Consider the following 21,537-nt stretch of genomic DNA (forward strand, 5'->3'; position numbering starts at 1 on the left):
AATGACATCTCTGCTGCATCAATGGGCTTCCTGGCCGATCTGGACGGGAATGGCTGGAGCCTGGATTATTGTAGGAGCATACATACTCGATCGCTGCATCGGTGATCCGCGCTGGATTCCCCATCCGGTGATTGGCATGGGAAAGGCCATCTCTGCACTGGAGCGAGCGATAAGGTCGCGGGTGGATTCGAAACAGGCACTCCAAAGAGCTGGCGTTTTATTTCCACTTTTGATTGCAGGCGGTTCTTTTGCACTGACTTGGGGATTAATCTATGTGCTGGGTCTTATTCATCCCGTTGTTGCAGTTGTGGCAGAAGTGGTGCTAATCGCAACCACCATCGCCTCAAAAGGTTTGAAGGATGCAGGTATGGAAGTTTACCGCCATTTAAGTCAACAGGATTGGCCTGCGGCGAGACGTTCACTGGGTATGATTGTAGGACGTGATACGGCTCATCTGGATGAACCGGAGATTGTGAGGGGAACGGTGGAGACTGTGGCGGAAAATATCGTGGATGCAATCGTCTCTCCACTGTTCTATGCCCTGATTGGTGGTGCACCACTTGCCATGGCCTATCGGGCGGTGAATACACTGGACTCCATGGTAGGTTATAAAAATGAAAAATATCTGCATCTCGGCTGGGCGTCTGCCCGTCTGGATGATTGGGCCAATTGGATTCCCGCGCGGCTTACCGCCTTGCTGTTGATTATAGGAGCCTGGTTCATGAAGATGGATGCCAGAGGGGCTGCACGCATGGTGTCCCGGGATGCACGACTGCACCCAAGCCCGAATAGCGGTTTTCCCGAGTCAGCGGTGGCCGGAGCGCTGGGCATAAGACTTGGCGGGCATAACGTATATCACGGCGTGGCTTCATTTCGCGCATATATGGGCGAGCCTACAAGACGGATGGAAGCAGAAGATATCGTACAAACAACTCGGCTTATGTTCTGGTCGGCAGGTTCTTTTGTTTTAGTATGTTGGTTGGTCACCTTAGGGATATGGTCTGCTGGAGGTGCACTGTTATGGAGATAGAAGCTGGACCTAGTGGCATGCAAAGCCGTGAGATTATTTTGATACGTCATGGTACAACGGCGTGGAACTTGGAAAAAAGGTATCTTGGGCATACCGACATCGGACTGCTGCCCGGAGCAGAGCAGGAGCTATCTTCGCTGCGCGAAGAGTTCAGCAATATCACCTGCGAAGCCCTATATTGCAGTGATCTGCTGCGTTGTCAGCAGACACTAACACACATTGCGCCGTCCCAAGCGGGACAGGCCAAGCTTGATCCCCGACTAAGGGAGATCAACTTTGGTCAGTGGGAGGGGTTGACCTATGACCAGCTCAAGGATAATCCGCAGTACCGAGACTGGATCGATGCGCCTAAAGAGGTAACGCCACCGAATGGCGAGCCTTGGACAGCATTTGCTGCGCGAATTGATTCATTTATAGAAGAGAGTCTGATGTCCTTTTCACCAATACTGCACTCTCGCAGCATAAACGTGCCAAAGGTAGCCGTAATTACGCATGGCGGTGTTATTCGTTATATGATATCACGTCTCATTCCAGATCAAGGATTTTGGGATACGCAGGTAATACCAGGACAAGCGATCAAAATCCGGCTGGATGGCGATGGGGAGAGCTGGGTTGGAACCAGATTGACTTTTCCGTAAATCGGGTTGTAAGGATGTACAATATAACCTATAATCACAACAGAAGTGTGACTTAGCAAGTGCATCATCGATGGAGGCGCAACAAGCTCTACCAAGGATGCAGGATGCTCACTTGAATGGTTAAACAATATTAGCGACCAAGGGTCCCGCGTGCATGCAGTATGTTTCATGCTTTTATATGAGGCGATGAACGGCATACGGGTGAAATAGGGAAGCCGGTGTAAATCCGGCACGGTCCCGCCACTGTAAATCAGGATGAATTCCTGTAAGTCAGGTTACCTGCCCTGGACGTATAAACCGGTGTTCCTTCGAGGAAAGGACAGCGTTTCGGGCAGTTCTCTGTGCATAAACAGCGCCAAGCTGACCATGCGCAGATCGCCACATGCGAGACGTCATCCCTGATCCTGACCAAGGATTGGGGATTTTATTTTTTCGGAACACAAATTCAAGCGGAATTGGGACAGGAGCACTACTCACTAGAATGGATAGAGAAGGGGAGAATGAACACAATGAATTTCAAGACATGGAAAGGCGTAGCGTCACTGCTGAGCGCAGCGATGCTGGCACTGACGTTGGCCGGTTGTGGTACAACAACAACGAACGAGGGTACAGGAACCTCACAACCTGCACAGGAGCAATCCCAGGAACAGGCGCAGACAGATCTCAAAACACAATATCCACTCACGGTTACAGATGCTACGGGTGAATCGTTTACGTTTGACAAAGCACCAGCCAAAATCGTATCCGTATCTCCGGCTGAAACGGAATCCCTGTTCGCACTCGGATTGGACGAGCAGATCGTAGGGGTATCCGACTATGACGATTATCCGGAAGCAGCAACAACAAAACCGAAAATGGGCGGAGTATCCAAGCCTAATGAAGAGTCGATCATTGCGGCTGAAGCAGATATCGTATTTACAGGTATCTCAATGAGCAAAGAGTCGGTGAAGAAACTGCGCGATCTGGGCATTACGATTTTCAAAACAGATCCTAAATCAGTGGATGATGTAATAAACAACATTGAAACTTTTGGTAAAATCACGGATCATCAGGAAAAAGCACAGGAGATCATCACCCAGATGAAAAAAGATGTGGCTGATGTAACTGAAGCTGTGAAGGCAGTTAAACCGGAAGAGAAGAAAAAAGTATATGTTGAATTCTCCCCAGGCTGGACTGTAGGTAAAGGTGAATTCATGGATGAATTGATTACACTGGCCGGAGGAAACAACGTAGCATCCGACTTGACTGGCTGGAACCAGATTAATGAAGAGAACATTATTGCTTCCAATCCGGACGTCATTCTGTATGCGAACGATGTAGTGGAAAATAACAAAACATTGGATCAAATCATTAAAGCACGCAGCGGGTGGGATCAAATTACGGCTGTGAAAAACGATGCAGTCATCGGTCTGGATGCCAACCTGTTGAGCCGTCCGGGACCACGGGTAACCCAAGGTCTGAAAGAAGTAGCCAAAGCGATCTACCCTGATCTGTTCAAATGAGTAAAAAGCTGGCAGTGTACGGAACGGCCGGAATTGTGCTGCTTGTGTTAACCGTGCTCATCTGCACGGGCATCGGTTCGGTTGCCCTGCCTGCCTTGGACATTGCGGGCATCTTGCTTCATCGCATTCCCTGGCTGGGCGACTGGATTGTTCCTGACTGGAATACAGCAGCAGAACAGATCATATGGAAGGTCAGATTCCCACGTGTACTGCTTGCCGTGCTTGTAGGTGCATCGCTGGCGATTGCCGGAACTGGATTCCAGGGGGTTCTTCGTAACCCTCTGGCTGATCCGTTTACCCTGGGCGTATCGTCCGGTGCATCGGTAGGTGCGGCTTTTCTGATTTTTTTCGGATTGCAGTATGCACTGATTGGGATCTGGACTCTGCCACTGGTCGCGTTTCTGACGGGAGTAGTCACATTGTGGTTTGTGCTGGCCCTCGCTCGTGAGGGACGCAAAATACCGACACACAGCCTGGTTCTGGCTGGCGTCGTCATGCAGAGTTTCCTGGGAGCAGTAGTCTCCTTCCTGTCGACCATGTCGAAGCAGACAATCAATGAAATTATATATTGGACGATGGGAAGTCTGGCACTGCGTGGGTGGTCGTATACGGCCATCCTTTTCCCGTATTTTGTGCTGGGGCTGATTTTCCTCTGGAGCCGTGCGCGTTCGTTGAATGTGCTTGCCTTGGGGGAACGACAAGCCGCGCATATCGGGGTTCAGGTGGATAGATTGAAACTGTCGGTGTTAGCTGTGGGTACGCTGGTTACGGCAGGCGCTGTCTCTGTATCCGGCGTGATCGGCTTCGTTGGGTTGGTCATTCCGCATATTCTTCGGCTCATTGTCGGACCTGATTATCGGTTGTTGGTGCCTTTGTCCGCGATTGGGGGAGCCATCTTCATGGTCTGGGCAGATACGATTGCACGCTCATTGCTGGCCCCAACCGAAATTCCGCTGGGTGTAGTTACAGCTTTTGTTGGAGCGCCATTCTTTGCGTATCTGCTGCATCGGAACAAAAAGCTGCGGAAGGGGATGATGCCATGAGTACATTCATGAAAAGAGACCCTACCGAGAGTCGACCGATGATTGAAGTCACGAAAGCTGGTAAAATGTATGGTAACCATCGGGCTCTGCATGCGGTGGACTGGCAAGTCACAGAGGGTGAATGGTGGGGCGTTGTTGGTCCAAACGGCAGTGGAAAATCGACCCTGCTTCAGCTACTTGCCGGAACCGAACAGCCGAACGCTGGCAGCATACAGATTGATGGACGCGACATTTCCTCGTACACCCGCAAAGATCTGTCGCGCATGATTGCAGTCTTGCAGCAGGATGGACTGCCGGCCATCTCTTATCCCGTAAGGGATGTTGTCGAGATGGGACGTTATCCTTACCAGAACTGGCTTGGCAAAGAACCGTCGGATGGAGCAGCGATAGTTGATAAGGTGTTAGAGGAGTTGGGTCTGAGTGACATGGCCGAACGACCTTTGGATGCACTGAGTGGCGGTCAACGGCAGCGGGTTGCGCTTGCCAAAGTCATGGCTCAGGAACCCAGGCTATTATTGCTGGACGAGCCAACCACCTTTCTCGATATCAAATATCAATTGCAATTCATGGAGTTATTATCGGCGTGGCGTCAAAAAACTCATATTACGATTGTGGCGGTGCTGCATGATTTGAACCTGGCCGCGCAATTTTGTGATCATATTCTGGCGCTGCGTGAAGGGACTTGTGTAGGCAGTGGCACACCCCATTCGCTGATGACGGAAGAGAACATTCGGGAGATCTTCCGGGTGAGTCCGGCCATGGTGAATCATCCGGACAATGGATTGCCACAGCTGTTGCTAAGACGAGAGAAGAAATGAATGAATCGGGGGAGACCCCATATTTTGATAAAGGAAGTGCTGGCTGCATGAATAATGAACAGGTGTTGGAACAGTTAATGGGTCGGATCGTGGGTCCACATGAGGCAGTTGCAGCTGAGGCCTCCGCACATGTGGATGCATTGACCAAGCCACCCGGCAGTCTGGGCAAGCTTGAACAGCTGGTTATTCGTCTGGCGGGGATCACCGGTGAGACTCGGCCTTGCTTTGATCGAAGAGCTGTTATCGTTATGGCTGCGGATCATGGGGTGGTTGAAGAAGGGATTAGTGCTTTTCCTGCTGAGGTAACGCCGCAGATGGTCCTGAATTTCCTAACAGGGGGAGCGGCTGTCAATGTGCTTGCACGCCACGCTGGAGCTCATGTGATCTGTGTGGATATCGGCGTGAATGCCGATCTGGATCATCCAGAACTGGTCTCCCGCAAAGTCCGCAAAGGAACAGCCAACATGGCGAAGGGTGCTGCAATGACACGGGGCGAAGCGATTGAGGCCATTCTTGCAGGAGCTGAAGTGGTTTCCACCGAGGTAGCGAAGGGAACGCAGTTGTTTGTGACCGGAGAGATGGGGATCGGCAATACAACCGCTAGCGCAGCGGTGATGTGTGCATTAACCGGAACAGCACCTGCTTCAGCGGTTGGTCGGGGAACAGGTGTGGATGATGCCGGATTGCAGCGCAAAGCCGCAGTGGTCAGCCAAGCCCTCAGCGTAAATGCTCCGGATGCAGACGATGCACTCGATGTACTGTGCAAAGTGGGCGGACTGGAGATTGCCGGACTGACAGGCGTGATTCTCGCTGCTGCTGCAAACGGATGCCCTGTGGTCGTGGATGGATTTATCTCCAGTGCCGCCGCGTTGATTGCGAGTCAGCTTGCTCCGCTCAGTACAGAATACATGATTGCTTCCCACACATCGCATGAAAGCGGACATGCAGCGTTGCTGCGTGAGCTGGGTCTGAAGCCTATGCTCGATCTGGACATGCGACTGGGTGAAGGCACCGGAGGCGTGCTCAGTCTTCATCTAATTGATGCGTCATGTCGCATTCTGAATGAGATGGCGACATTTGCAAGTGCGGGCGTATCTGGTGGTACGACGGAGACTCTACCTACCGAGAATCCATCAGAATCTGTTGATTCATCGGTTCAAGGAGAGGTATCCCCATGAGTGTACTTGTGACGGGCGGGGCGCGAAGTGGCAAAAGTTCGTTTGCCGAGCGTCTCTGTATGCAGCGATCCTCTGAGGCTTGGTATGTCGCTACGGCGCAGGCTTATGATGACGAGATGCGCGAGCGGATACGTCTGCATCAGAGCCAGCGGGATGAAGCAGGATATCTGTGGCATACGGTGGAAGAACCGCTGGCACTGCCTGAATTAATTACACGAATGGGAGAGTCCTATACAGGTACGTCTGCACCGACCGTTCTGGTGGATTGTCTGACACTGTGGCTCAGCAATGTGCTGTTAGCGCATGAACATGAGCCGGTACAGGTGCTGTACGATCATATGGACGCACTGGTAGCGGCCATCCAGTCGTACCCGGGTCTGCTCGTGCTTGTCACCAATGAAGTAGGGGACGGTATTGTGCCGGAGTATGCGCTGGGCAGAAGATATCGGGATTTGGCGGGTATTCTCAATCAGCGGGTTGCTGCGATTTGCCGCGAAGTGTTTCTGGTGACAGTGGGTATTGCGATTGAGCTGAAAAGCAGGGAGTATCGTTTATGAGTAAAAGCGATCTTGAACAAAAACATGCGGCTGCGGCCGCTTTTCAATTTCTGTCCCGTTTTCCGGTAAAAATGCAGCTTGATTTCGTCCCGCCATTATTGCGGGAGAGTGTGGTGTATTACCCGCTGGTTGGTGCGGTCATCGGATTATGCGTCTGGCTGGGTGGAGCCCTGACGGGTGCACTGCTTCCATCGTTTCCGGCAGCGGTGTTAACCTTGACGTTATGGGTATGGCTAACCGGAGGCCTTCATCTGGATGGCTGGATGGATACGGCAGATGGGCTGCTTAGTTATCGATCCCGTGAGCGAATGCTGGAGATTATGAAAGATAGCCGTGTGGGAGCCATGGGCGTGATCGCCTGTGTCCTGCTGCTGATGATGAAAGCGTCATTAATTGCTGACTTTATCGCACGTGGCAATTGGGACTATGGAGCTTTGCTCATCCTGCCGATGATCTGGAGCCGATGGTTCATGGTGTATGCCATGGCGGCCTTGCCGAATGCACGCAAGGACGACGGACTCGCTGTCCTGTTCAAGGGTTTGGGTGAACGAAAGGAAGTCCAGCGTGCACGCAGCTCTGCGGTAGGACTAACCTTTCTGGCAGGTGTGATCACATGGGCAGCGGTATGGATCTTCCAGCCGGATACAGCCATGTTCCAGGTACTGGAAATGGAGAATGGACTAGGGACGTTACCATGGTGGCTATATCCTGTTGCAGCGATCATTGTGGTGCCACTGGCTGGTTATGTGATTGGCAAATTCGTTGCCGGGCGTATCAGTGAAAGGCTGGGTGGACTTACAGGGGACACGTATGGAGCCATGAATGAATTGCTTGAGGCCGCACTGCTAACGGTACTTAGTTTGTTGCAGGGATTCTTTTTGATATAACGCGGAGAGCGGGGGTGAGGGAACGTGGAAGATACTGCTGCACAAACGTCTGAACAAAAGGCGGCCGTATTAATGCTGCAAGGGACAGCATCGGATGTGGGAAAAAGCGTGATTACAACGGCCTTATGCCGAATATTCAAGCATGATGGCTTCAGGCCGGCTCCGTTCAAATCACAGAACATGGCGCTGAATTCTTACGTCACAGAAGACGGCAAGGAAATTGGAAGAGCCCAGGGGGCGCAAGCCGAGGCATGCGGCATTGAAGCAACAACGGATATGAATCCGATCCTGATCAAGCCGGTTCGGGATATGCATTCCCAGATTGTCGTGCACGGTGTGCCTCTTACACAGATGAGTGCATGGGACTACCGGCAGCATTTCCTGCCTGAAGCCAAACAAACGGTCATGGATGCACTGAATCGGTTGCGCGCGACGTATGATATCGTGCTGATGGAAGGTGCGGGAAGTCCTGCAGAGATTAATTTGAAGGATCGGGATATCGTTAATATGAATCTGGCGGGCTGGGCGGATGCTCCGGTTATTCTGATCTCGGATATTGATCGTGGCGGCGTCTTTGCCTCCATTGTAGGTACACTGGAGCTGCTGGAGCCGCATGAGGTTCAGCGTGTAAAAGGATTCATCATCAACAAGTTTCGTGGAGATCTTTCCTTGCTGCAGCCTGGGTTGGACTGGCTTGAAGAACGGACAGGCATACCTGTATTGGGCGTATTGCCTTACATAAGTGATATTCAGATTGAAGCGGAAGACTCCGTGGTGCTGGACTCCATGCGACATGGCAAATCCGGTCAGCAGGAGCTGGACCTTGCGGTAATTCGCTATCCGCGTATTTCCAACTTTACAGACTTTGATGCTCTTTCCCGAGAACCGGATGTGAGTGTGCGATACGTGACTTCTCCTGATGAACTGGGACATCCTGACGCCATTCTGCTTCCGGGTACGAAGGACACGATTGGAGATCTGGCTTTTCTGCGTGCGTCAGGACTGGAGCAAGCGATTGCCAGCCAGACGGAGCGTGAACATGTTCAGCTTGTCGGGATATGTGGTGGATATCAGATGCTCGGTCAGCATCTCAAAGATCCATTTGCGGTAGAAGCGAATCAGATACAGGAAGCCCATGGATTGGGATGGCTGCCCCTATCGACAACCTTTCTGCAGAACAAACAAACGGTAAGAGCCTCCGGGCATGTACACGGTCTTCATCCAATTCGTTTGCCCAAGGAAAGCGATGCAGCAAGCTCGTTGCCGATTAATGGATACGAGATTCATATGGGTGTTACCGAGTGTCTTGAGCCTGAACGTGTAACGGCCTTGTTCGAAATCGCCCATCCGGGAGGTCAATCCTTCAATGAAGGCTGGGGCACAATTGACGGCAAAGTGTGGGGAACATACCTGCATGGTTTGTTTGAAAGTGATCAGTTCCGGCGTTCATGGCTCAATGGTCTGCGTGAAGGAAAAGGGCTTTCTCCATTGCTGGAGACGTACAGCGCACGTGAACGCAAGGAAATGGAGTTCGACCGTGTAGCTGAATCATTACGTTCTTCATTGGATATGCAGCGTGTATACGAGATTATAGGCGTTCAGGCGCCTGAATAAAAAAACTGCTCGGGGTAACAGCGATCGAAAGGTTGTTCTGTCATCGGAGTGGCGCGTGTAAATATACATTAGTTCAATTTATATAATAAGCAGTCCAAAAGAATACCCCCACGCTTGGCAACGTTCCCTGAAATCTGGAACGATGCTGAGCATGGGGGTATTTGAGTATCTAATGTTAAGTTTGATTCGAAAATGGAAATAATGGGTTAAAGGTATTCCGATTAGTTTATTTTGAAGTTCTTCATGGCGGATTGCAGTTCTACCGCTTGTTCATGCAGATGACGTACGGTGCTGGAATGGGAATCCATCTCATTCAGTTGGAGATCCGCTGTAGAAGCAATCTCCTGCATGCTTTGACGGGACTTGGACGTGATCTGAGCCGTTTCTTCCACGGAAGCACTGACTTGTTCAGCTCCAGCAGATACTTGCTGGGTAGAGGCCGATACCGTCTGAATGGTCAGATTAACGTTCTGAATTAATTCGTTAAGCTGCTGGAACGCGGAGCCTGCCTGTTGAACCACATGAGTACCTGATCCAATCTCTTGGGTTACACGATTCATGGCATCAACGGAACGTTCAGCATCTTCGCGGATGGTACCCAGGTAATCGGAGATTTCCTCTGTAGCTGTCTTGGATTGCTCCGCCAGTTTGCGTACTTCTCCGGCCACAACGGCGAATCCGCGTCCATGTTCTCCCGCACGAGCTGCTTCAATGGAAGCGTTGAGGGACAGCATGTTAATCTGTTTCGTGATTTCAAAAATGGATTGAACGATGGTCCCTATAGCGATCGAGCGCTCGTTCATTGTTTCGACGTAACGCAGAGATTCGCTTGCGGTCTGGCCGACACGTTCCATTTGCTGAATGGCATCCTGTGCCAGTCGGTTACCGTTAACAGCTTCGTTCGCAGCATCTCCGATCTGCTCCGATACTTCGGCAGAAGAGGAAGCAATATGCATAATGCCTTGTGTGATTTCTTCCATGGCTCTTGCATTTTCGGCTGCGCTGGAAGCGATGCTTACGCTGCCTTTCTCGGCACTTTCTGCAGAACGACTGGAGTCTTTCACCATACCGGACATGGATTCTACCCGTTTGAGCAAATCATTGGAGCCTTCTACAACTTCATTGGATGTAGAGAGGGCGCGGCTAATCATTTCTTTCAGATTATGAGTCATCGTCTGGAAGCTTGAAGCGAGCTGTGCAATTTCATCCTTACCTTTAATCTGAAGTTCAGCAGTCAGATCTCCTTGTGATATCTGTTTGCTATGTTGAACGAGCTTGATGATCGGTTTGGTTACACGTTTGATCATGCTAGTCGAGATGAGCCATCCGAGCACAAAGACCAATGCTGTGATACCGAGGCACAACCAGAAGATCTGTGCAATTTTGTCCTGAATGAATTGGGCATCCATGCTAACAGCCATGATCATGTTACTTCCTGCGATCGGTATAAAGGCTGCTTTATGTACACCGAAGGAATCGGCATAAACCTGGCTGATTTCCATTTCTTTTTTCTCAGTGGCCTCATTCATTGCTGTTTCTACTTTAATTTCATCTCCGGCTTTCATGCCCGAGGAGGTATTCGCGATGACAACGACAGCTTTACCATCCTGAATGGACACAACGTAGGCTCCGTCCAAATTATGCTCTTTGGCTTTGCCAGCCAGATAGGATTCCACAGTCAGTGCAGCACCCTCAGATCCGGCTCCGCCACTCTGTACTTGCAAAATTTTAGAAGCGGATGTGTTCTTGTATATATCCTGAATGGACGTGCTCAGGACCTTGTCGAACTGTGGAAGCACGTAGCTCTGCATAATATTCATGGAGACAGCATAGAAACTGATACTAAACAACAAGGAAGCAACCAGCAGTACGAGGAACAGCGTGCCTCTGATTTTACCGGCAACGGTGCGATTTCGAAACATAGAATCATCCTTTCACGTCATGTTCATTAACATTATCGCTTTTCCGTTATCGTAAGACTAAATACCAACGAAGAAAGGCCTAATTTTCACGTTGAGAAAACTTGGGAATAAGCGGATATACCTATATTACAAAATTAACCGGAGGTTGAATACAATAATTTTCACGATTCAGTGTATTTTTTTCAGAAATAGATGAATTTGTTACACGCATATTACATAATATCAATTAATACCTACCAGAATAGTTTGTTATGTGATATATTGTTGGATATCGCTTTTGAGCGAGTAGAAAACCGGGATATCCGGTTACTCACACTGAGGAGGATTTATACAGATGAATACCTTTTTAATCATTTTGAACGTCGTGGTTATGCTCGCTCTTCTGGGTGTCCTGTTCTGGATGCAGAAGAAACATGTTTCTTTTACCAAGCGTGTGTTTGCGGGTTTGGGCATTGGGGTCGTATACGGCGTCATTCTGCAATTGATCTACACATCTGATTCTGACATCATTACCAAGTCGGTCGATTGGTTTAATCTGGCCGGTTCAGGATATGTTCGTTTGTTACAAATGGTCGTGATTCCATTGATCATGGTTTCCATCATTTCGGCTATCATGAATCTGAAAGGCAAGCAAAATCTCGGTAAAATGAGCCTTTCGATTATCGCAATCCTGCTCATCACGACAGCGATTGCCGCAAGTGTAAGTATTGTGACGAGCTTGAGCTTCAATCTGACTTCCATTGAGATCGAAGGTGGAGACCGAGAGCTTGCACAAGGCCAGAAGATGGAAGAACGTCTCGTTGATGTGAAGGATCAGACGATTCCACAGCAAGTACTGGAGTTCATTCCGTCGAATCCATTCGCGGACATGACCGGAGAACGTCGTACATCCACGCTGGCTGTTGTTATTTTCTCGGCCTTTATTGGTGTGGCAGTGCTCGGATTGGATCGCAAAAAACCACAGCAGGCGGAAACATTCCGCGGCATGGTCAATGCGGTATATGCGGTGGTTATGCGGATTGTAACGCTGGTGCTGAGGCTGACCCCTTACGGGATTTTGGCGCTGATTACGAAAGTAACCGCCACAACGAACCCGGATGAGATTCTGAAGCTGATCAAATTCGTCATTGCTTCCTACGTGGCGTTGATCGTTATGTTCATCATCCACCTGATTATTATTTCACTGTTTGGCTTCAATCCAATTACGTATGTGAAAAAGGTTCTGCCAACACTGATCTTTGCTTTTACTTCCCGTTCAAGTGCGGCAGCGATTCCGCTTAACGTGGAGACACAAACGAAGAGATTGGGTGTTTCGGACGGGATTGCGAACTTGTCGGCAAGCTTTGGTGCTACGATTGGTCAAAACGGCTGCGCCGGGATCTATCCGGCCATGCTGGCGGTCATGATTGCTCCTACGGTCGGGATTGACCCGATGAGCTGGGATTTCATTATTACTCTGATCCTGGTAGTCGTGATCAGTTCATTCGGCGTAGCCGGTGTAGGCGGCGGGGCAACCTTCGCTTCTCTGATCGTGTTGTCCACGATGAACCTGCCGGTAGCCTTGGCAGGCTTGCTGATCTCGGTTGAACCGCTCATCGACATGGGCCGTACGGCGCTGAACGTGAACGATTCGATGACCGCAGGTCTCGTATCCAGCAAAATTTTGAAAGAAAACGATCAGGATACATTCAATGATCAAAGCCGTGATCTGGATTCCGCCGTTCAGGTGTAATTCAGATTCATAATAGGCGGATGGCAGATACAGCCACAAGCCATACAAGAGCAGCCGTTCTTCGGGTTAATCCGGAGGGCGGCTTTTTGCTTTTTAGCATCCTTAGGGCATACCGTAAATATCACTTGAAGCCAGTTGTAGTTATTTAGTGCTGTTCAACTTTGGGGAAATGTGATAGAGTATTCATGTTTTGGCCCAGAGCCAAACCGCGGTTCGTAACCATCCCGCGTAATCAAAACTAGGAAGGCAGTGTATTTATATTGTTTAATTTAGGATGGGGAGCGCTTTTTGTTCTCGTAACGTATGGCTTTTTTCTTTTATGTTACCGCTTGTTCGGTAAAAAGGGTCTTTATGCCTGGATCGGTGTGGCAACAGTTATTGCCAATATACAGGTGACCAAAACGATAGATATTATGGGTATCGTTCTAACGCTGGGCAATACGATGTATGTTAGCATGTACCTGACGAGTGATCTGCTCAATGAGAAGTATGGACCGGGTGAGGCACGTAAAGCCGTATGGTTCGGGTTCTTCACATTGATCATGACGACAGTGCTGATGCAGATGGTATTGTTCTTTGAACCGGCGTCGACGGACTTTGCACAGGATTCGATGGTGAAGCTGTTTGGTTTGCTGCCACGTCTGGCACTCGGAAGTCTGACAGCCTATTTCATTAGCCAGTTTCTGGACGTACGACTGTACACTTGGCTGCGCAAGGTGGCGCCAGGGCGCAATCAGTTGTGGATACGTACCAACGGCAGCTCGATCATCAGTTCGTTTGCGGATACGCTGGTATTCTGCACGATTGCGTTTGCCTTCATCTATCCATGGAACGTCTGGCTTGAAATTTTCTTGACGACGTACGTCATCAAATTTGTATTGACCGCGGTAGGAACGCCGTTTCTATATGCTGCACGCAGCTTTAAATTCAAGGACGAAGCCTAGATTCTCTGTTATGCAGACGGCAAAATCTGAAGAACAAAAGAAAAATGTCCCGCAAAGCCATGCATTCATGGTTTCGCGGGACATTTTTGTTATGGCATCATATTTTCTTTAGGAGGAGCTGGCTGGGTAGTATGGTGATCCCAAAAAGGATTAGTCCGTCAGAATTTGCAGCTCCTTCGGATAGGACGTCAGCACCTCAACGCCAGTTTCTGTCACAAGTACATCATCCTCGATACGCACACCGCCTGCGCCAGTATAGATGCCAGGCTCAATCGTAAATACTGTACCTTCCTCCAGAATGTCCATGTTCTGCCCGTGCAGGGAAGGATACTCATGCACGTCAATGCCCATTCCATGTCCAACTCTGTGCAAGAAGCGTTCGCCGTATCCGGCTTCTTCCGTAACCTGGCGTGCTGCACGGTCAATATCCGCACAGGTGACGCCTGGCTTAACTGCACGAATGGCAGCTTCGTTTGCTGCGAGCACGGTGTTATAGATGGTTTTAAGTTCAGGTGAAATGTCACCAAAGGCAAATGTACGCGTAATATCTGATGCATACCCACCAGCGTAGACACCCATATCAAACATCAACAGATCACCATGCTGCAATTTGCGTTCACCTGGTGTGCCGTGCGGCAAGCCTGTTTTGGGTCCAGTGAGCACCATCGTATCGAAGGAAGGGCTGTCTGCACCCAGTTTTTTCATCTGGTATTCCATTTCGGCAACCAGTTCAATTTCGGATACGCCCGTACGAACGTGGGACAGTCCTTGGCGAAGCGTCTCCTCGATCAGATGAATGGCGTGGCGAATGCGAGCGACTTCATCCGGTGTCTTTTTCACACGCAAGGTGCGAAGCAGAGGACCGACATCTTCAAAGTTGGCAGCACCAAGAGCGGCGGTCAACTGTTCATAACGTGCAACAGTCACGTATTCTTTTTCGAGACCTACGCGGCCCAGACGTCCTTGATAACGCTCAAATAAGGCGTAAGGATTGTCCGTATCGGAATGTGTGGCAATGTTGGATACCGAAGAAGCGGCAGCGGCAGCTTCCTCGTCGAGTGCAGGCACGATCAACAGCGGATCTTCGCCGCGTGCAAGGACAAGCCCGAGGAAACGCTCATGCGGATTACTCGCAAAACCTGTTAAATAGTAAATATGTTTCGGATCTGTAATCAGCATGGCGTCTAATCCTTTTGTAGACAGACCCGCTTCCAGCCGGGATAAAGGAGTTTGATTCATGAGTGTAGTTTTCCACCTTTCATTCGTTCTACATAAATTGAACTAAATAATATTTACACTTGCCACTCCGATGACAGAACAACCTTCCGATCGCTGTTATCCCCAGATTTTTTTGGATTATCTTTTTCAAGGGGTAAAATCCGGGGATAGCGTATGCTTCCGATGCAGCTTTCTTTCAGACAGCTTTTAGGCGAACACTTCGCTTCTTCAGGTTATTTCTGTCCTCTCCGTTCTCGTGTAAATATTTAGTTCAATTTATATATCTTCTTTCTATTATAGAAGAATGTCGGGGAAATCCAAATGGGAAGCAGCATGATGACCGAAAATTAGCGTTAACTACCCGTTTAAGCGGCAGGTGGGGAGGGTAATACAGGGCGAAACCGCGTAGGTTTGCTAATTTGCTTGCTTACTTGCTTAACTTACTTATTTACTTACTTTAGAAATGGACGGTCCTTGAAGCCAGGATTACACGATATAACAAACACATTAGAAGGGAGACGTACTCATGAATAATCGACTAAGCGTTCCGTTATATGCTTCGTTACTCAGTTTGGCGTTGCTAACGGCCTGTGCTTCGGGTGACCCGGCGACAGAAGCGCAGCAGACATCACAAGGACAGGGTACAGGTCAGGGCCAGACAGCGGAAGGTGGTAATAACGGTGCGAGTGGTGGGGAAGAGGAAACAGATGAGAATGCTGTAATTCCTTACGAAGCCTCCGTGCTAGTCGAAGGACTCAATGTACCTTGGGAGTTGGTAAGCGTGCCTGATGGACGGATGTTTGTAACAGAGCGACCGGGTACCATTCGGGTCATCGAAAGCGGAGAGTTGGCATCTGAACCTCTGATTGAATTTGCTGCTCCGTTTAATGAAGAGGGGGAAGGCGGCCTGCTTGGACTTGCTGCTGATCCGGATTTTAATGATAACGGCTATATGTATGCATACCATTCCTATCTGGAAGGTGATGGTGACATTGCCAATCGGGTGTTGCGCTTGAAGGTGAGTGATGGGAAGGCGACCATAGACAAGGAGCTGCTCAGTGACATTCCTGGTGGGGTGAATCACAATGGAGGACGGATCAAGATTGGCCCGGACAATCTGCTCTATATTACGACAGGTGAACGCTATGAACCGGAGCTGGCCCAGAACGAAGATAGCTTGGGTGGCAAAATATTGCGGATTGGTCTCGACGGATCGATCCCAGAAGATAACCCTTGGCCTAATTCACCTGTGTACAGTATAGGGCATCGGAACGCACAGGGCCTGGCTTGGAACCCGGACAATGGCTATCTGTATGCCACAGAGCATGGTCAGCGTAATTTTGATGAAATAAACCGGATTGAAGCTGGTGAGAATTATGGCTGGCCTGAGGTGGAGGGAGACGATGATGACAACGGCACATATCAGGCTCCGCTTGCCCATAGTGGAGATGAAACATGGGCACCATCAGGTGTAGCCTTTATTGAGGAAGGTCCGTGGGCCGGATCACTGCTTGCTGCCAATCTGCGGGGTGAACAACTGCTCAAAATTACTCTTTCCGAAGACGGTACACAAGTAACGCAGGTGGAGCCGATTTTTAAGAACGAGTGGGGACGTATTCGTAATGTGACTGCCGGAGAAGACGGGAAGTTATATGTGCTGACGAACAACTGGGATGGCAGGGGATCTCCGCGTGATGGAGATGACCAATTAATCGTTCTGACGCCGAAACTGTAACATTTACAATAGAAAAGGGGTTGTCCCGCCATGTTCATGACGTATGGGACAGCCCCTTCGCTTCAATATTTACGTAAATATAGCTTAGGTTGCAGATACCAATTAGTCCGCGCTTTCCGCGAGTTCAGCAATGCGCTTACTGGGCTCATCGGTAAACTCACCACCATGGTAACAAAGCACCTTCTCCAGCTTCAGGCCAAGCAATCTTTTCAAGCTGCGCAGTGCTTCAGGCATGTCCGGTGTTGCAGGTGGAGAAGGACCTTCCAATTCATCGTCGACCACACGCAATTCATCCGCAGCGAGCAGGAATTGTTGCTCCCGGAAGTACAGGCAGATATGTCCTGGGGTGTGCCCTGGTGTATGAATGACCTGGATGCCGCCTTGTAGGGGCAGCATGTCACCGTCCTCTAACACTTTGGATATTTTGAACTCAGTCCGCTGTGAGATCAATTGTTCCGCCAGCTCCGCTATAGGTTTAGGCAGCAACGCTTTGCGTTCTGGTGTGAACTTGATCATGGGCTCTTTGCCCGTGATATACGGAATTTCATCGCTATGTGCCCAGATTTCTACTTCCGGAACAGCATTCACCAGGGCACTAAGGTTTCCCATGTGGTCTATATCAGAATGTGTTAAAATAATGCGCTTGATATCAGATAGCTGAACGCCTTCATGCTCCAGTGCGGACTGAAGTTCGGCGAATTGGCCAATCATGCCAGTATCCACAAGCGTAATACCATCTTCATCGCGCAACATGACAGGATAGATCGGGTTTTTACCCGCAGGTGTAACAATATGAAGATTTAGAACCGTAATATCCATGGATGGTTTGTTCATATTTATTTCCGGATCGAACCCGGAGCACCTCCTTTATTGTGTAGGACCATTTTACATGTTGTGGTTATCATGCATTCGTTAGTTCTCTGGCTGATTATATTTCAAGTATTTTCTATACTTCTTCACCGTATCCAGGGTGGATTCAAACTCTTGATTTGCATCATGATGTTCTCTCAAGATGGAAGCATAAGAAAAGTTGGAGTGAATAAGTTTATTTCTTAGTTGAAACACTTTGGCTATTTCTTCTTCCAATTTCTCTTCACCCGATTTCAGGGAAAGATGCTGGATTTTCAATTCAGCTTGAAGGATCTCGATATTGGATAATGAACGGTATGCAGGAGTTTTCATCAGCTGGATCGAATTAAAATTTTTTTGATACGTTTGCTGGTATAGTTGATTTAGCAGGTCTTCAATAATCGTGCATAATTCAATTGTCCATGAACTATATTTTCGCTCTTTCCGTTTTTGGGTAAGCTCACCAATCTCTTCATCGTTCCACAGTTTATCTTTTTCATACAGGGATGAGTCTGTCTTTTGCTGGAGATTTTGAACTTCCTGTTCGATGAGTGCAATTTCAAGTTTCGCTTCTTTTTTCAGTTTCTTGAAGTCTTCTTTGGTTAGCATACGTATCCTCCCTATAAGACCAATATGTGATCTTTTGATTATCTCATATTGACGTCAGTAGTGCTAAGAAACAAGAAGACGAGTGTTCCAAAATATGAAGAACCTCTGGTTCAGAAGGGAAGTACCTGATGTCCATTCCAACAGCCATTGTTACGGGAGCCAACTCAGGCATGGGTCTGGCAACCACCATTGAACTTGCAAGGCAAGGGTATCACGTGATTATGGCGTGCCGCAGCGAGAAGCGCGGACAGCAGGCACTGGAGGAGGCGCTGCGTCAGTCCGGCTCAACTGCGATTGAACTGATGCTGTGTGACCTGGGGTCACTGGAGAGCATCCGCCATTTTGCCCAATTCTTCCGTGAGCGTTACGACACACTTGACGTTCTCGTTAATAATGCGGGTGTCGTTATGTTGAAACGCCAGGAAACCTCCGACGGTTTCGAACAAGCCATCGGTATTAACCATCTTGGACATTTTCTGCTGACCTTACTCCTGATCGAACCTTTGAAGTCTGCGAAGCAGGGGCGTATTGTAAATGTTTCGTCTGGTGCTTACAAAGCCGGCAAAATCCATTTCGAAGATCCCCATCTGCACAAAGGCTACAATCCAATCAAAAGTTACGCCCAATCCAAGCTGGCTAACGTGTTGTTCACCCGTGTACTGGCCCGTAAATTAGCGGATACCCGAATCACCGTGAATTGTCTTCATCCCGGTGCGGTGGGCACAAGTATTGGCGTAGACCGTAATACCGGTTTTGGCACTCGTATTATGGCTTTGGTGGGCAAGCTGCCGTTTTTCCTTTCACCTAAAGAAGGGGCACAAACGGCCATCTATCTCGCCACAAGCCCTGAAGTCGCCGGGGTAACCGGGCGTTACTACTATCAACAAAAGGACCAGGAGTTGAAAGCCCATGCGCTGGATGTTGCAGCCGCTGAGCGTTTCTGGACATGGAGCGAAGAGCAAGTTGGACTTAGACCCGAAGAGAAATTGTAATTACTGACTGTTCGAAGCAGAAGAGCCTGCATCCTTGCGACAGAATTAGAGGCGACCGTTTTCCATATTAACGGGCTGCCTCTAACGTTAAGTTTCAGCCGATTCCTGATTAAGCGCTCAGGCTTTGGCCTTCACAGCTTGCTGAATCAGCTCCATAAATGCTTCAATGCGCTGAATGCCTTGATCGCCCTGACCGTATGCACGGACAGAGGCGGATGAGGCATTTTTCTCATTTTCCCCGAGTACGAGCGAGTAAGGCACTTTTTCCATCTGAGCTTCACGGATTTTGTAGCCGAGCTTCTCACTGCGCAAGTCTGTTTCTACCCGAATACCGGCAGCCCGCAGCTGGCTCTGAACCTGAAGCGCATAATCTGCGTAATGATCTGACACTGGCAGCAGCTTCACTTGCACGGGCGCGAGCCAGAGCGGGAACGCACCTGCATAATGTTCAGTCAGGATGCCGATGAACCGATCAATTGAACCATAGATGGCACGGTGGATCACGACAGGACGGTGTTTCAGGCTATCCTCGCCAATATAAGTGAGATCGAACTTCTCGGGCATTTGGAAATCAAGCTGAATTGTTCCGCACTGCCAGCTGCGCTTCAGTGCATCGAGAATGTGGAAGTCAATTTTCGGACCGTAAAAGGCACCATCACCCTCGTTAATACGGTATTTCACACCGCGCCGATCAAGTACATTCTGCAATGCGCTTTCTGCTTGATCCCACAGCTCTTGCGATCCCATGGAATCTTCCGGACGAGTGGACAACTCAATATTGTACTCAAATCCAAAGATGTCGTACATACGTCCGATCAATGAAATCGCCTGATTAATCTCTTCCTCGATCTGCTCTGGCATCACATAGAGATGGGCATCATCCTGACAGAATGTCCGCACCCGCATCATGCCGTTCAGAGCGCCTGAGAATTCATGGCGGTGCACCTGACCGAATTCCATCATACGAATCGGCAGCTCACGATAGGAATGGAGTGTATTTTTGAAAATCAGCATGTGACCCGGGCAGTTCATAGGTTTCAGGGCAAAAGTCGCATCGTCCACTTCCGAGAAATACATATTGTCCTTGTAATGCTCCCAGTGACCCGATTGCTCCCACAGCCGGTTGTTCATCATGAGGGGAGTGCGAACTTCCTGATAGCCTTCCTGTAGCTGCAGTTCACGGGAGAATTGCTCCAGTTCTGTACGGACAGTCATGCCTTTGGGCAGATAGAACGGCATACCGGGTGCTTCTTCGGAGAACATGAACAGTTCAAGCTCCTTGCCCAGTTTGCGGTGATCCCGTTTCTTCGCTTCTTCCAGCATGTGCAGATGTTCATCCAATTGGGCTTTGCTTGGGAAAGCAGTGCCGTAGATGCGCTGCAGCATTTTATTGTCCGAGTTGCCGCGCCAGTATGCACCAGCCACATTCAGCAGTTTGAATGCTTTGATCCGACCAGTGGAAGGAAGATGTGGGCCGCGACATAGATCGAAGAACTCTCCTTGGTCATAAATCGAAAGCTCAGCGTCCTCCGGTAAATCCTGAATGAGTTCAAGCTTATATGGGTCCTGAATCTCTCCAAAGATGCGAAGTGCTTCCTCCCGGCTAACTACCCGGCGGCTAATCTTTTCATTTTCTTTTATGATGTTGTTCATTTCTTGCTCAATGGCAGCCAAATCACTGATCGATAGAGCATGCTCCAGATCAACATCGTAATAGAATCCATCTTCAATGACTGGCCCGATGCCCAGCTTCACTTGTTCTGCACCGTAGATGCGTTTGAGAGCCTGCGCGAGTACATGAGCTGTGCTGTGTCGGTAACGATACAGACCTTCCGCGCTGTCCAAAGTAACGATGACGAGTTCACAATCTTGCTCAAGTCCCCAGTCGAGATCGACATTCTTACCATTTACGATTCCGCCGATGGCTTGTTTACCCAGACTTGTGCTGATGGATGAGGCGACCGCTCCTACAGTGATGCCTGCGTCGTAAGAACGTACAGCTCCGCCTTGCAGGCGAATTTCAATCGGATGTAGAGTTTGCTGTTGGTCATTCGATTGGTTGCTGGATTGACTGTTATTATTCGGATTATTCATGTGAACCACTCTCCAATATTCAAAATTTGAAGCGCAAAAAACACCCGTCCCGGAAAAGGGACGAGTGCGCTCAGCTCGTGGTTCCACCCTAATTTGGTTATGAATGCTCCTGAACACGACCAGCCGCCGCAAAAAAAGAAACATCATAACCCTCATTGGAATCCGTTATCGGGGA

The 21,537-nt window shown here is 49.3% G+C and carries 18 protein-coding genes and 1 riboswitch; of the genes, 13 read left to right on the forward strand and 5 right to left on the reverse strand.

Annotated elements, in window-relative coordinates; genetic code table 11:
- Positions 1-49 precede the first annotated feature (49 nt).
- The 9 genes from cbiB (at position 50) to BMY78_RS02990 (ending at position 9,267) form a co-directional block, all read left to right on the forward strand.
- Positions 50-1,030, forward strand: a complete 981-nt coding sequence (gene cbiB / locus BMY78_RS02950) for an adenosylcobinamide-phosphate synthase CbiB (RefSeq protein WP_090901940.1) — start codon at positions 50-52, stop codon at positions 1,028-1,030.
- The gene (locus BMY78_RS02955) at positions 1,021-1,668 is read left to right on the forward strand and encodes a histidine phosphatase family protein (protein WP_256221926.1); all 648 of its coding nucleotides are present in this window, start codon (positions 1,021-1,023) and stop codon (positions 1,666-1,668) included. The genes cbiB and BMY78_RS02955 overlap by 10 nt, the downstream gene beginning before the upstream one ends.
- Before the next feature lie 164 nt (positions 1,669-1,832).
- Positions 1,833-1,970, forward strand: a riboswitch (cobalamin riboswitch).
- A 198-nt stretch (positions 1,971-2,168) separates the two neighbouring features.
- Positions 2,169-3,170, forward strand: a complete 1,002-nt coding sequence (locus BMY78_RS02960) for an ABC transporter substrate-binding protein (RefSeq protein WP_371129146.1) — start codon at positions 2,169-2,171, stop codon at positions 3,168-3,170.
- Positions 3,167-4,213: a FecCD family ABC transporter permease gene (locus tag BMY78_RS02965; protein WP_090894521.1), complete on the forward strand. Its 1,047-nt coding sequence runs from the start codon at positions 3,167-3,169 to the stop codon at positions 4,211-4,213. The genes BMY78_RS02960 and BMY78_RS02965 overlap by 4 nt, the downstream gene beginning before the upstream one ends.
- Complete coding sequence (locus tag BMY78_RS02970) at positions 4,210-5,031, forward strand: ABC transporter ATP-binding protein (RefSeq protein WP_371129114.1); 822 nt, start codon at positions 4,210-4,212, stop codon at positions 5,029-5,031. The genes BMY78_RS02965 and BMY78_RS02970 overlap by 4 nt, the downstream gene beginning before the upstream one ends.
- 47 nt (positions 5,032-5,078) lie before the next feature.
- Positions 5,079-6,209, forward strand: a complete 1,131-nt coding sequence (gene cobT, locus BMY78_RS02975; RefSeq protein WP_090901948.1) for a nicotinate-nucleotide--dimethylbenzimidazole phosphoribosyltransferase — start codon at positions 5,079-5,081, stop codon at positions 6,207-6,209.
- Positions 6,206-6,766: a bifunctional adenosylcobinamide kinase/adenosylcobinamide-phosphate guanylyltransferase gene (cobU, locus tag BMY78_RS02980; protein WP_090894523.1), complete on the forward strand. Its 561-nt coding sequence runs from the start codon at positions 6,206-6,208 to the stop codon at positions 6,764-6,766. The genes cobT and cobU overlap by 4 nt, the downstream gene beginning before the upstream one ends.
- Complete coding sequence (gene cobS, locus BMY78_RS02985) at positions 6,763-7,653, forward strand: adenosylcobinamide-GDP ribazoletransferase (RefSeq protein WP_090894525.1); 891 nt, start codon at positions 6,763-6,765, stop codon at positions 7,651-7,653. Before cobU ends, cobS begins: the two co-directional genes overlap by 4 nt.
- 72 nt (positions 7,654-7,725) lie before the next feature.
- Positions 7,726-9,267, forward strand: a complete 1,542-nt coding sequence (locus BMY78_RS02990) for a cobyric acid synthase (protein WP_090901950.1) — start codon at positions 7,726-7,728, stop codon at positions 9,265-9,267.
- A gap of 221 nt (positions 9,268-9,488) precedes the next feature.
- Here the strand turns inward: BMY78_RS02990 and BMY78_RS02995 are convergent, their stop codons facing one another.
- Complete coding sequence (locus BMY78_RS02995; RefSeq protein ID WP_090894527.1) at positions 9,489-11,189, reverse strand: methyl-accepting chemotaxis protein; 1,701 nt, start codon at positions 11,187-11,189, stop codon at positions 9,489-9,491.
- Positions 11,190-11,523: 334 nt separating this feature from the next.
- On the opposite strand from BMY78_RS02995, the gene BMY78_RS03000 reads away from it, so the two are divergent.
- Both BMY78_RS03000 and BMY78_RS03005 read left to right on the forward strand, forming a co-directional pair.
- A complete protein-coding gene (locus BMY78_RS03000) occupies positions 11,524-12,921 on the forward strand; it encodes an L-cystine transporter (RefSeq protein WP_090894530.1) in 1,398 nt (465 codons plus the stop codon).
- 260 nt (positions 12,922-13,181) lie between these two features.
- On the forward strand, positions 13,182-13,865 hold the full coding sequence (locus BMY78_RS03005; RefSeq protein ID WP_090894533.1) for a queuosine precursor transporter: 684 nt from the start codon (positions 13,182-13,184) through the stop codon (positions 13,863-13,865).
- 150 nt (positions 13,866-14,015) lie between these two features.
- On the opposite strand, the gene BMY78_RS03010 is transcribed toward BMY78_RS03005, so the two are convergent.
- Positions 14,016-15,104 (reverse strand): M24 family metallopeptidase, encoded by a 1,089-nt coding sequence (locus BMY78_RS03010; RefSeq protein WP_090894535.1) that lies wholly within the window; start codon positions 15,102-15,104, stop codon positions 14,016-14,018.
- 505 nt (positions 15,105-15,609) lie between these two features.
- Between BMY78_RS03010 and BMY78_RS03015 the strand changes: the two genes are divergently transcribed.
- A complete protein-coding gene (locus tag BMY78_RS03015; RefSeq protein WP_090894538.1) occupies positions 15,610-16,818 on the forward strand; it encodes a PQQ-dependent sugar dehydrogenase in 1,209 nt (402 codons plus the stop codon).
- 102 nt (positions 16,819-16,920) lie between these two features.
- On the opposite strand, the gene BMY78_RS03020 is transcribed toward BMY78_RS03015, so the two are convergent.
- Positions 16,921-17,652, reverse strand: a complete 732-nt coding sequence (locus BMY78_RS03020; RefSeq protein WP_090894541.1) for an MBL fold metallo-hydrolase — start codon at positions 17,650-17,652, stop codon at positions 16,921-16,923.
- Between the two features lie 78 nt (positions 17,653-17,730).
- The gene (locus BMY78_RS03025; protein WP_090894543.1) at positions 17,731-18,276 is read right to left on the reverse strand and encodes a hypothetical protein; all 546 of its coding nucleotides are present in this window, start codon (positions 18,274-18,276) and stop codon (positions 17,731-17,733) included.
- Between the two features lie 128 nt (positions 18,277-18,404).
- On the opposite strand from BMY78_RS03025, the gene BMY78_RS03030 reads away from it, so the two are divergent.
- The gene (locus BMY78_RS03030; RefSeq protein ID WP_090894545.1) at positions 18,405-19,268 is read left to right on the forward strand and encodes an SDR family oxidoreductase; all 864 of its coding nucleotides are present in this window, start codon (positions 18,405-18,407) and stop codon (positions 19,266-19,268) included.
- Between the two features lie 117 nt (positions 19,269-19,385).
- Here BMY78_RS03030 and thrS read toward each other — a convergent pair whose 3' ends face one another.
- Positions 19,386-21,362: a threonine--tRNA ligase gene (gene thrS / locus BMY78_RS03035; protein ID WP_256221927.1), complete on the reverse strand. Its 1,977-nt coding sequence runs from the start codon at positions 21,360-21,362 to the stop codon at positions 19,386-19,388.
- Between the last annotated feature and the right edge of the window lie 175 nt (positions 21,363-21,537).

The sequence above is a fragment of the Paenibacillus sp. OK076 genome, from assembly GCF_900110055.1.
Classification (GTDB): domain Bacteria; phylum Bacillota; class Bacilli; order Paenibacillales; family Paenibacillaceae; genus Paenibacillus.

What these genes read in the sequence shown, in the direction of transcription:
- BMY78_RS03025 (WP_090894543.1), bottom strand. Translation starts at nt 18,276, where the DNA reads ATGCTAACCAAAGAAGACTTCAAGAAACTGAAAAAAGAAGCGAAACTT.
- cbiB (WP_090901940.1), top strand. Translation starts at nt 50, where the DNA reads ATGGCTGGAGCCTGGATTATTGTAGGAGCATACATACTCGATCGCTGC.
- BMY78_RS02960 (WP_371129146.1), top strand. Translation starts at nt 2,169, where the DNA reads ATGAACACAATGAATTTCAAGACATGGAAAGGCGTAGCGTCACTGCTG.
- BMY78_RS03010 (WP_090894535.1), bottom strand. Translation starts at nt 15,104, where the DNA reads ATGAATCAAACTCCTTTATCCCGGCTGGAAGCGGGTCTGTCTACAAAA.
- cobS (WP_090894525.1), top strand. Translation starts at nt 6,763, where the DNA reads ATGAGTAAAAGCGATCTTGAACAAAAACATGCGGCTGCGGCCGCTTTT.
- BMY78_RS02955 (WP_256221926.1), top strand. Translation starts at nt 1,021, where the DNA reads ATGGAGATAGAAGCTGGACCTAGTGGCATGCAAAGCCGTGAGATTATT.
- thrS (WP_256221927.1), bottom strand. Translation starts at nt 21,362, where the DNA reads ATGAATAATCCGAATAATAACAGTCAATCCAGCAACCAATCGAATGAC.
- BMY78_RS02965 (WP_090894521.1), top strand. Translation starts at nt 3,167, where the DNA reads ATGAGTAAAAAGCTGGCAGTGTACGGAACGGCCGGAATTGTGCTGCTT.
- BMY78_RS02990 (WP_090901950.1), top strand. Translation starts at nt 7,726, where the DNA reads ATGCTGCAAGGGACAGCATCGGATGTGGGAAAAAGCGTGATTACAACG.
- cobU (WP_090894523.1), top strand. Translation starts at nt 6,206, where the DNA reads ATGAGTGTACTTGTGACGGGCGGGGCGCGAAGTGGCAAAAGTTCGTTT.
- BMY78_RS03030 (WP_090894545.1), top strand. Translation starts at nt 18,405, where the DNA reads ATGTCCATTCCAACAGCCATTGTTACGGGAGCCAACTCAGGCATGGGT.
- BMY78_RS03000 (WP_090894530.1), top strand. Translation starts at nt 11,524, where the DNA reads ATGAATACCTTTTTAATCATTTTGAACGTCGTGGTTATGCTCGCTCTT.
- cobT (WP_090901948.1), top strand. Translation starts at nt 5,079, where the DNA reads ATGAATAATGAACAGGTGTTGGAACAGTTAATGGGTCGGATCGTGGGT.
- BMY78_RS02970 (WP_371129114.1), top strand. Translation starts at nt 4,210, where the DNA reads ATGAGTACATTCATGAAAAGAGACCCTACCGAGAGTCGACCGATGATT.
- BMY78_RS02995 (WP_090894527.1), bottom strand. Translation starts at nt 11,189, where the DNA reads ATGTTTCGAAATCGCACCGTTGCCGGTAAAATCAGAGGCACGCTGTTC.
- BMY78_RS03015 (WP_090894538.1), top strand. Translation starts at nt 15,610, where the DNA reads ATGAATAATCGACTAAGCGTTCCGTTATATGCTTCGTTACTCAGTTTG.
- BMY78_RS03020 (WP_090894541.1), bottom strand. Translation starts at nt 17,652, where the DNA reads ATGAACAAACCATCCATGGATATTACGGTTCTAAATCTTCATATTGTT.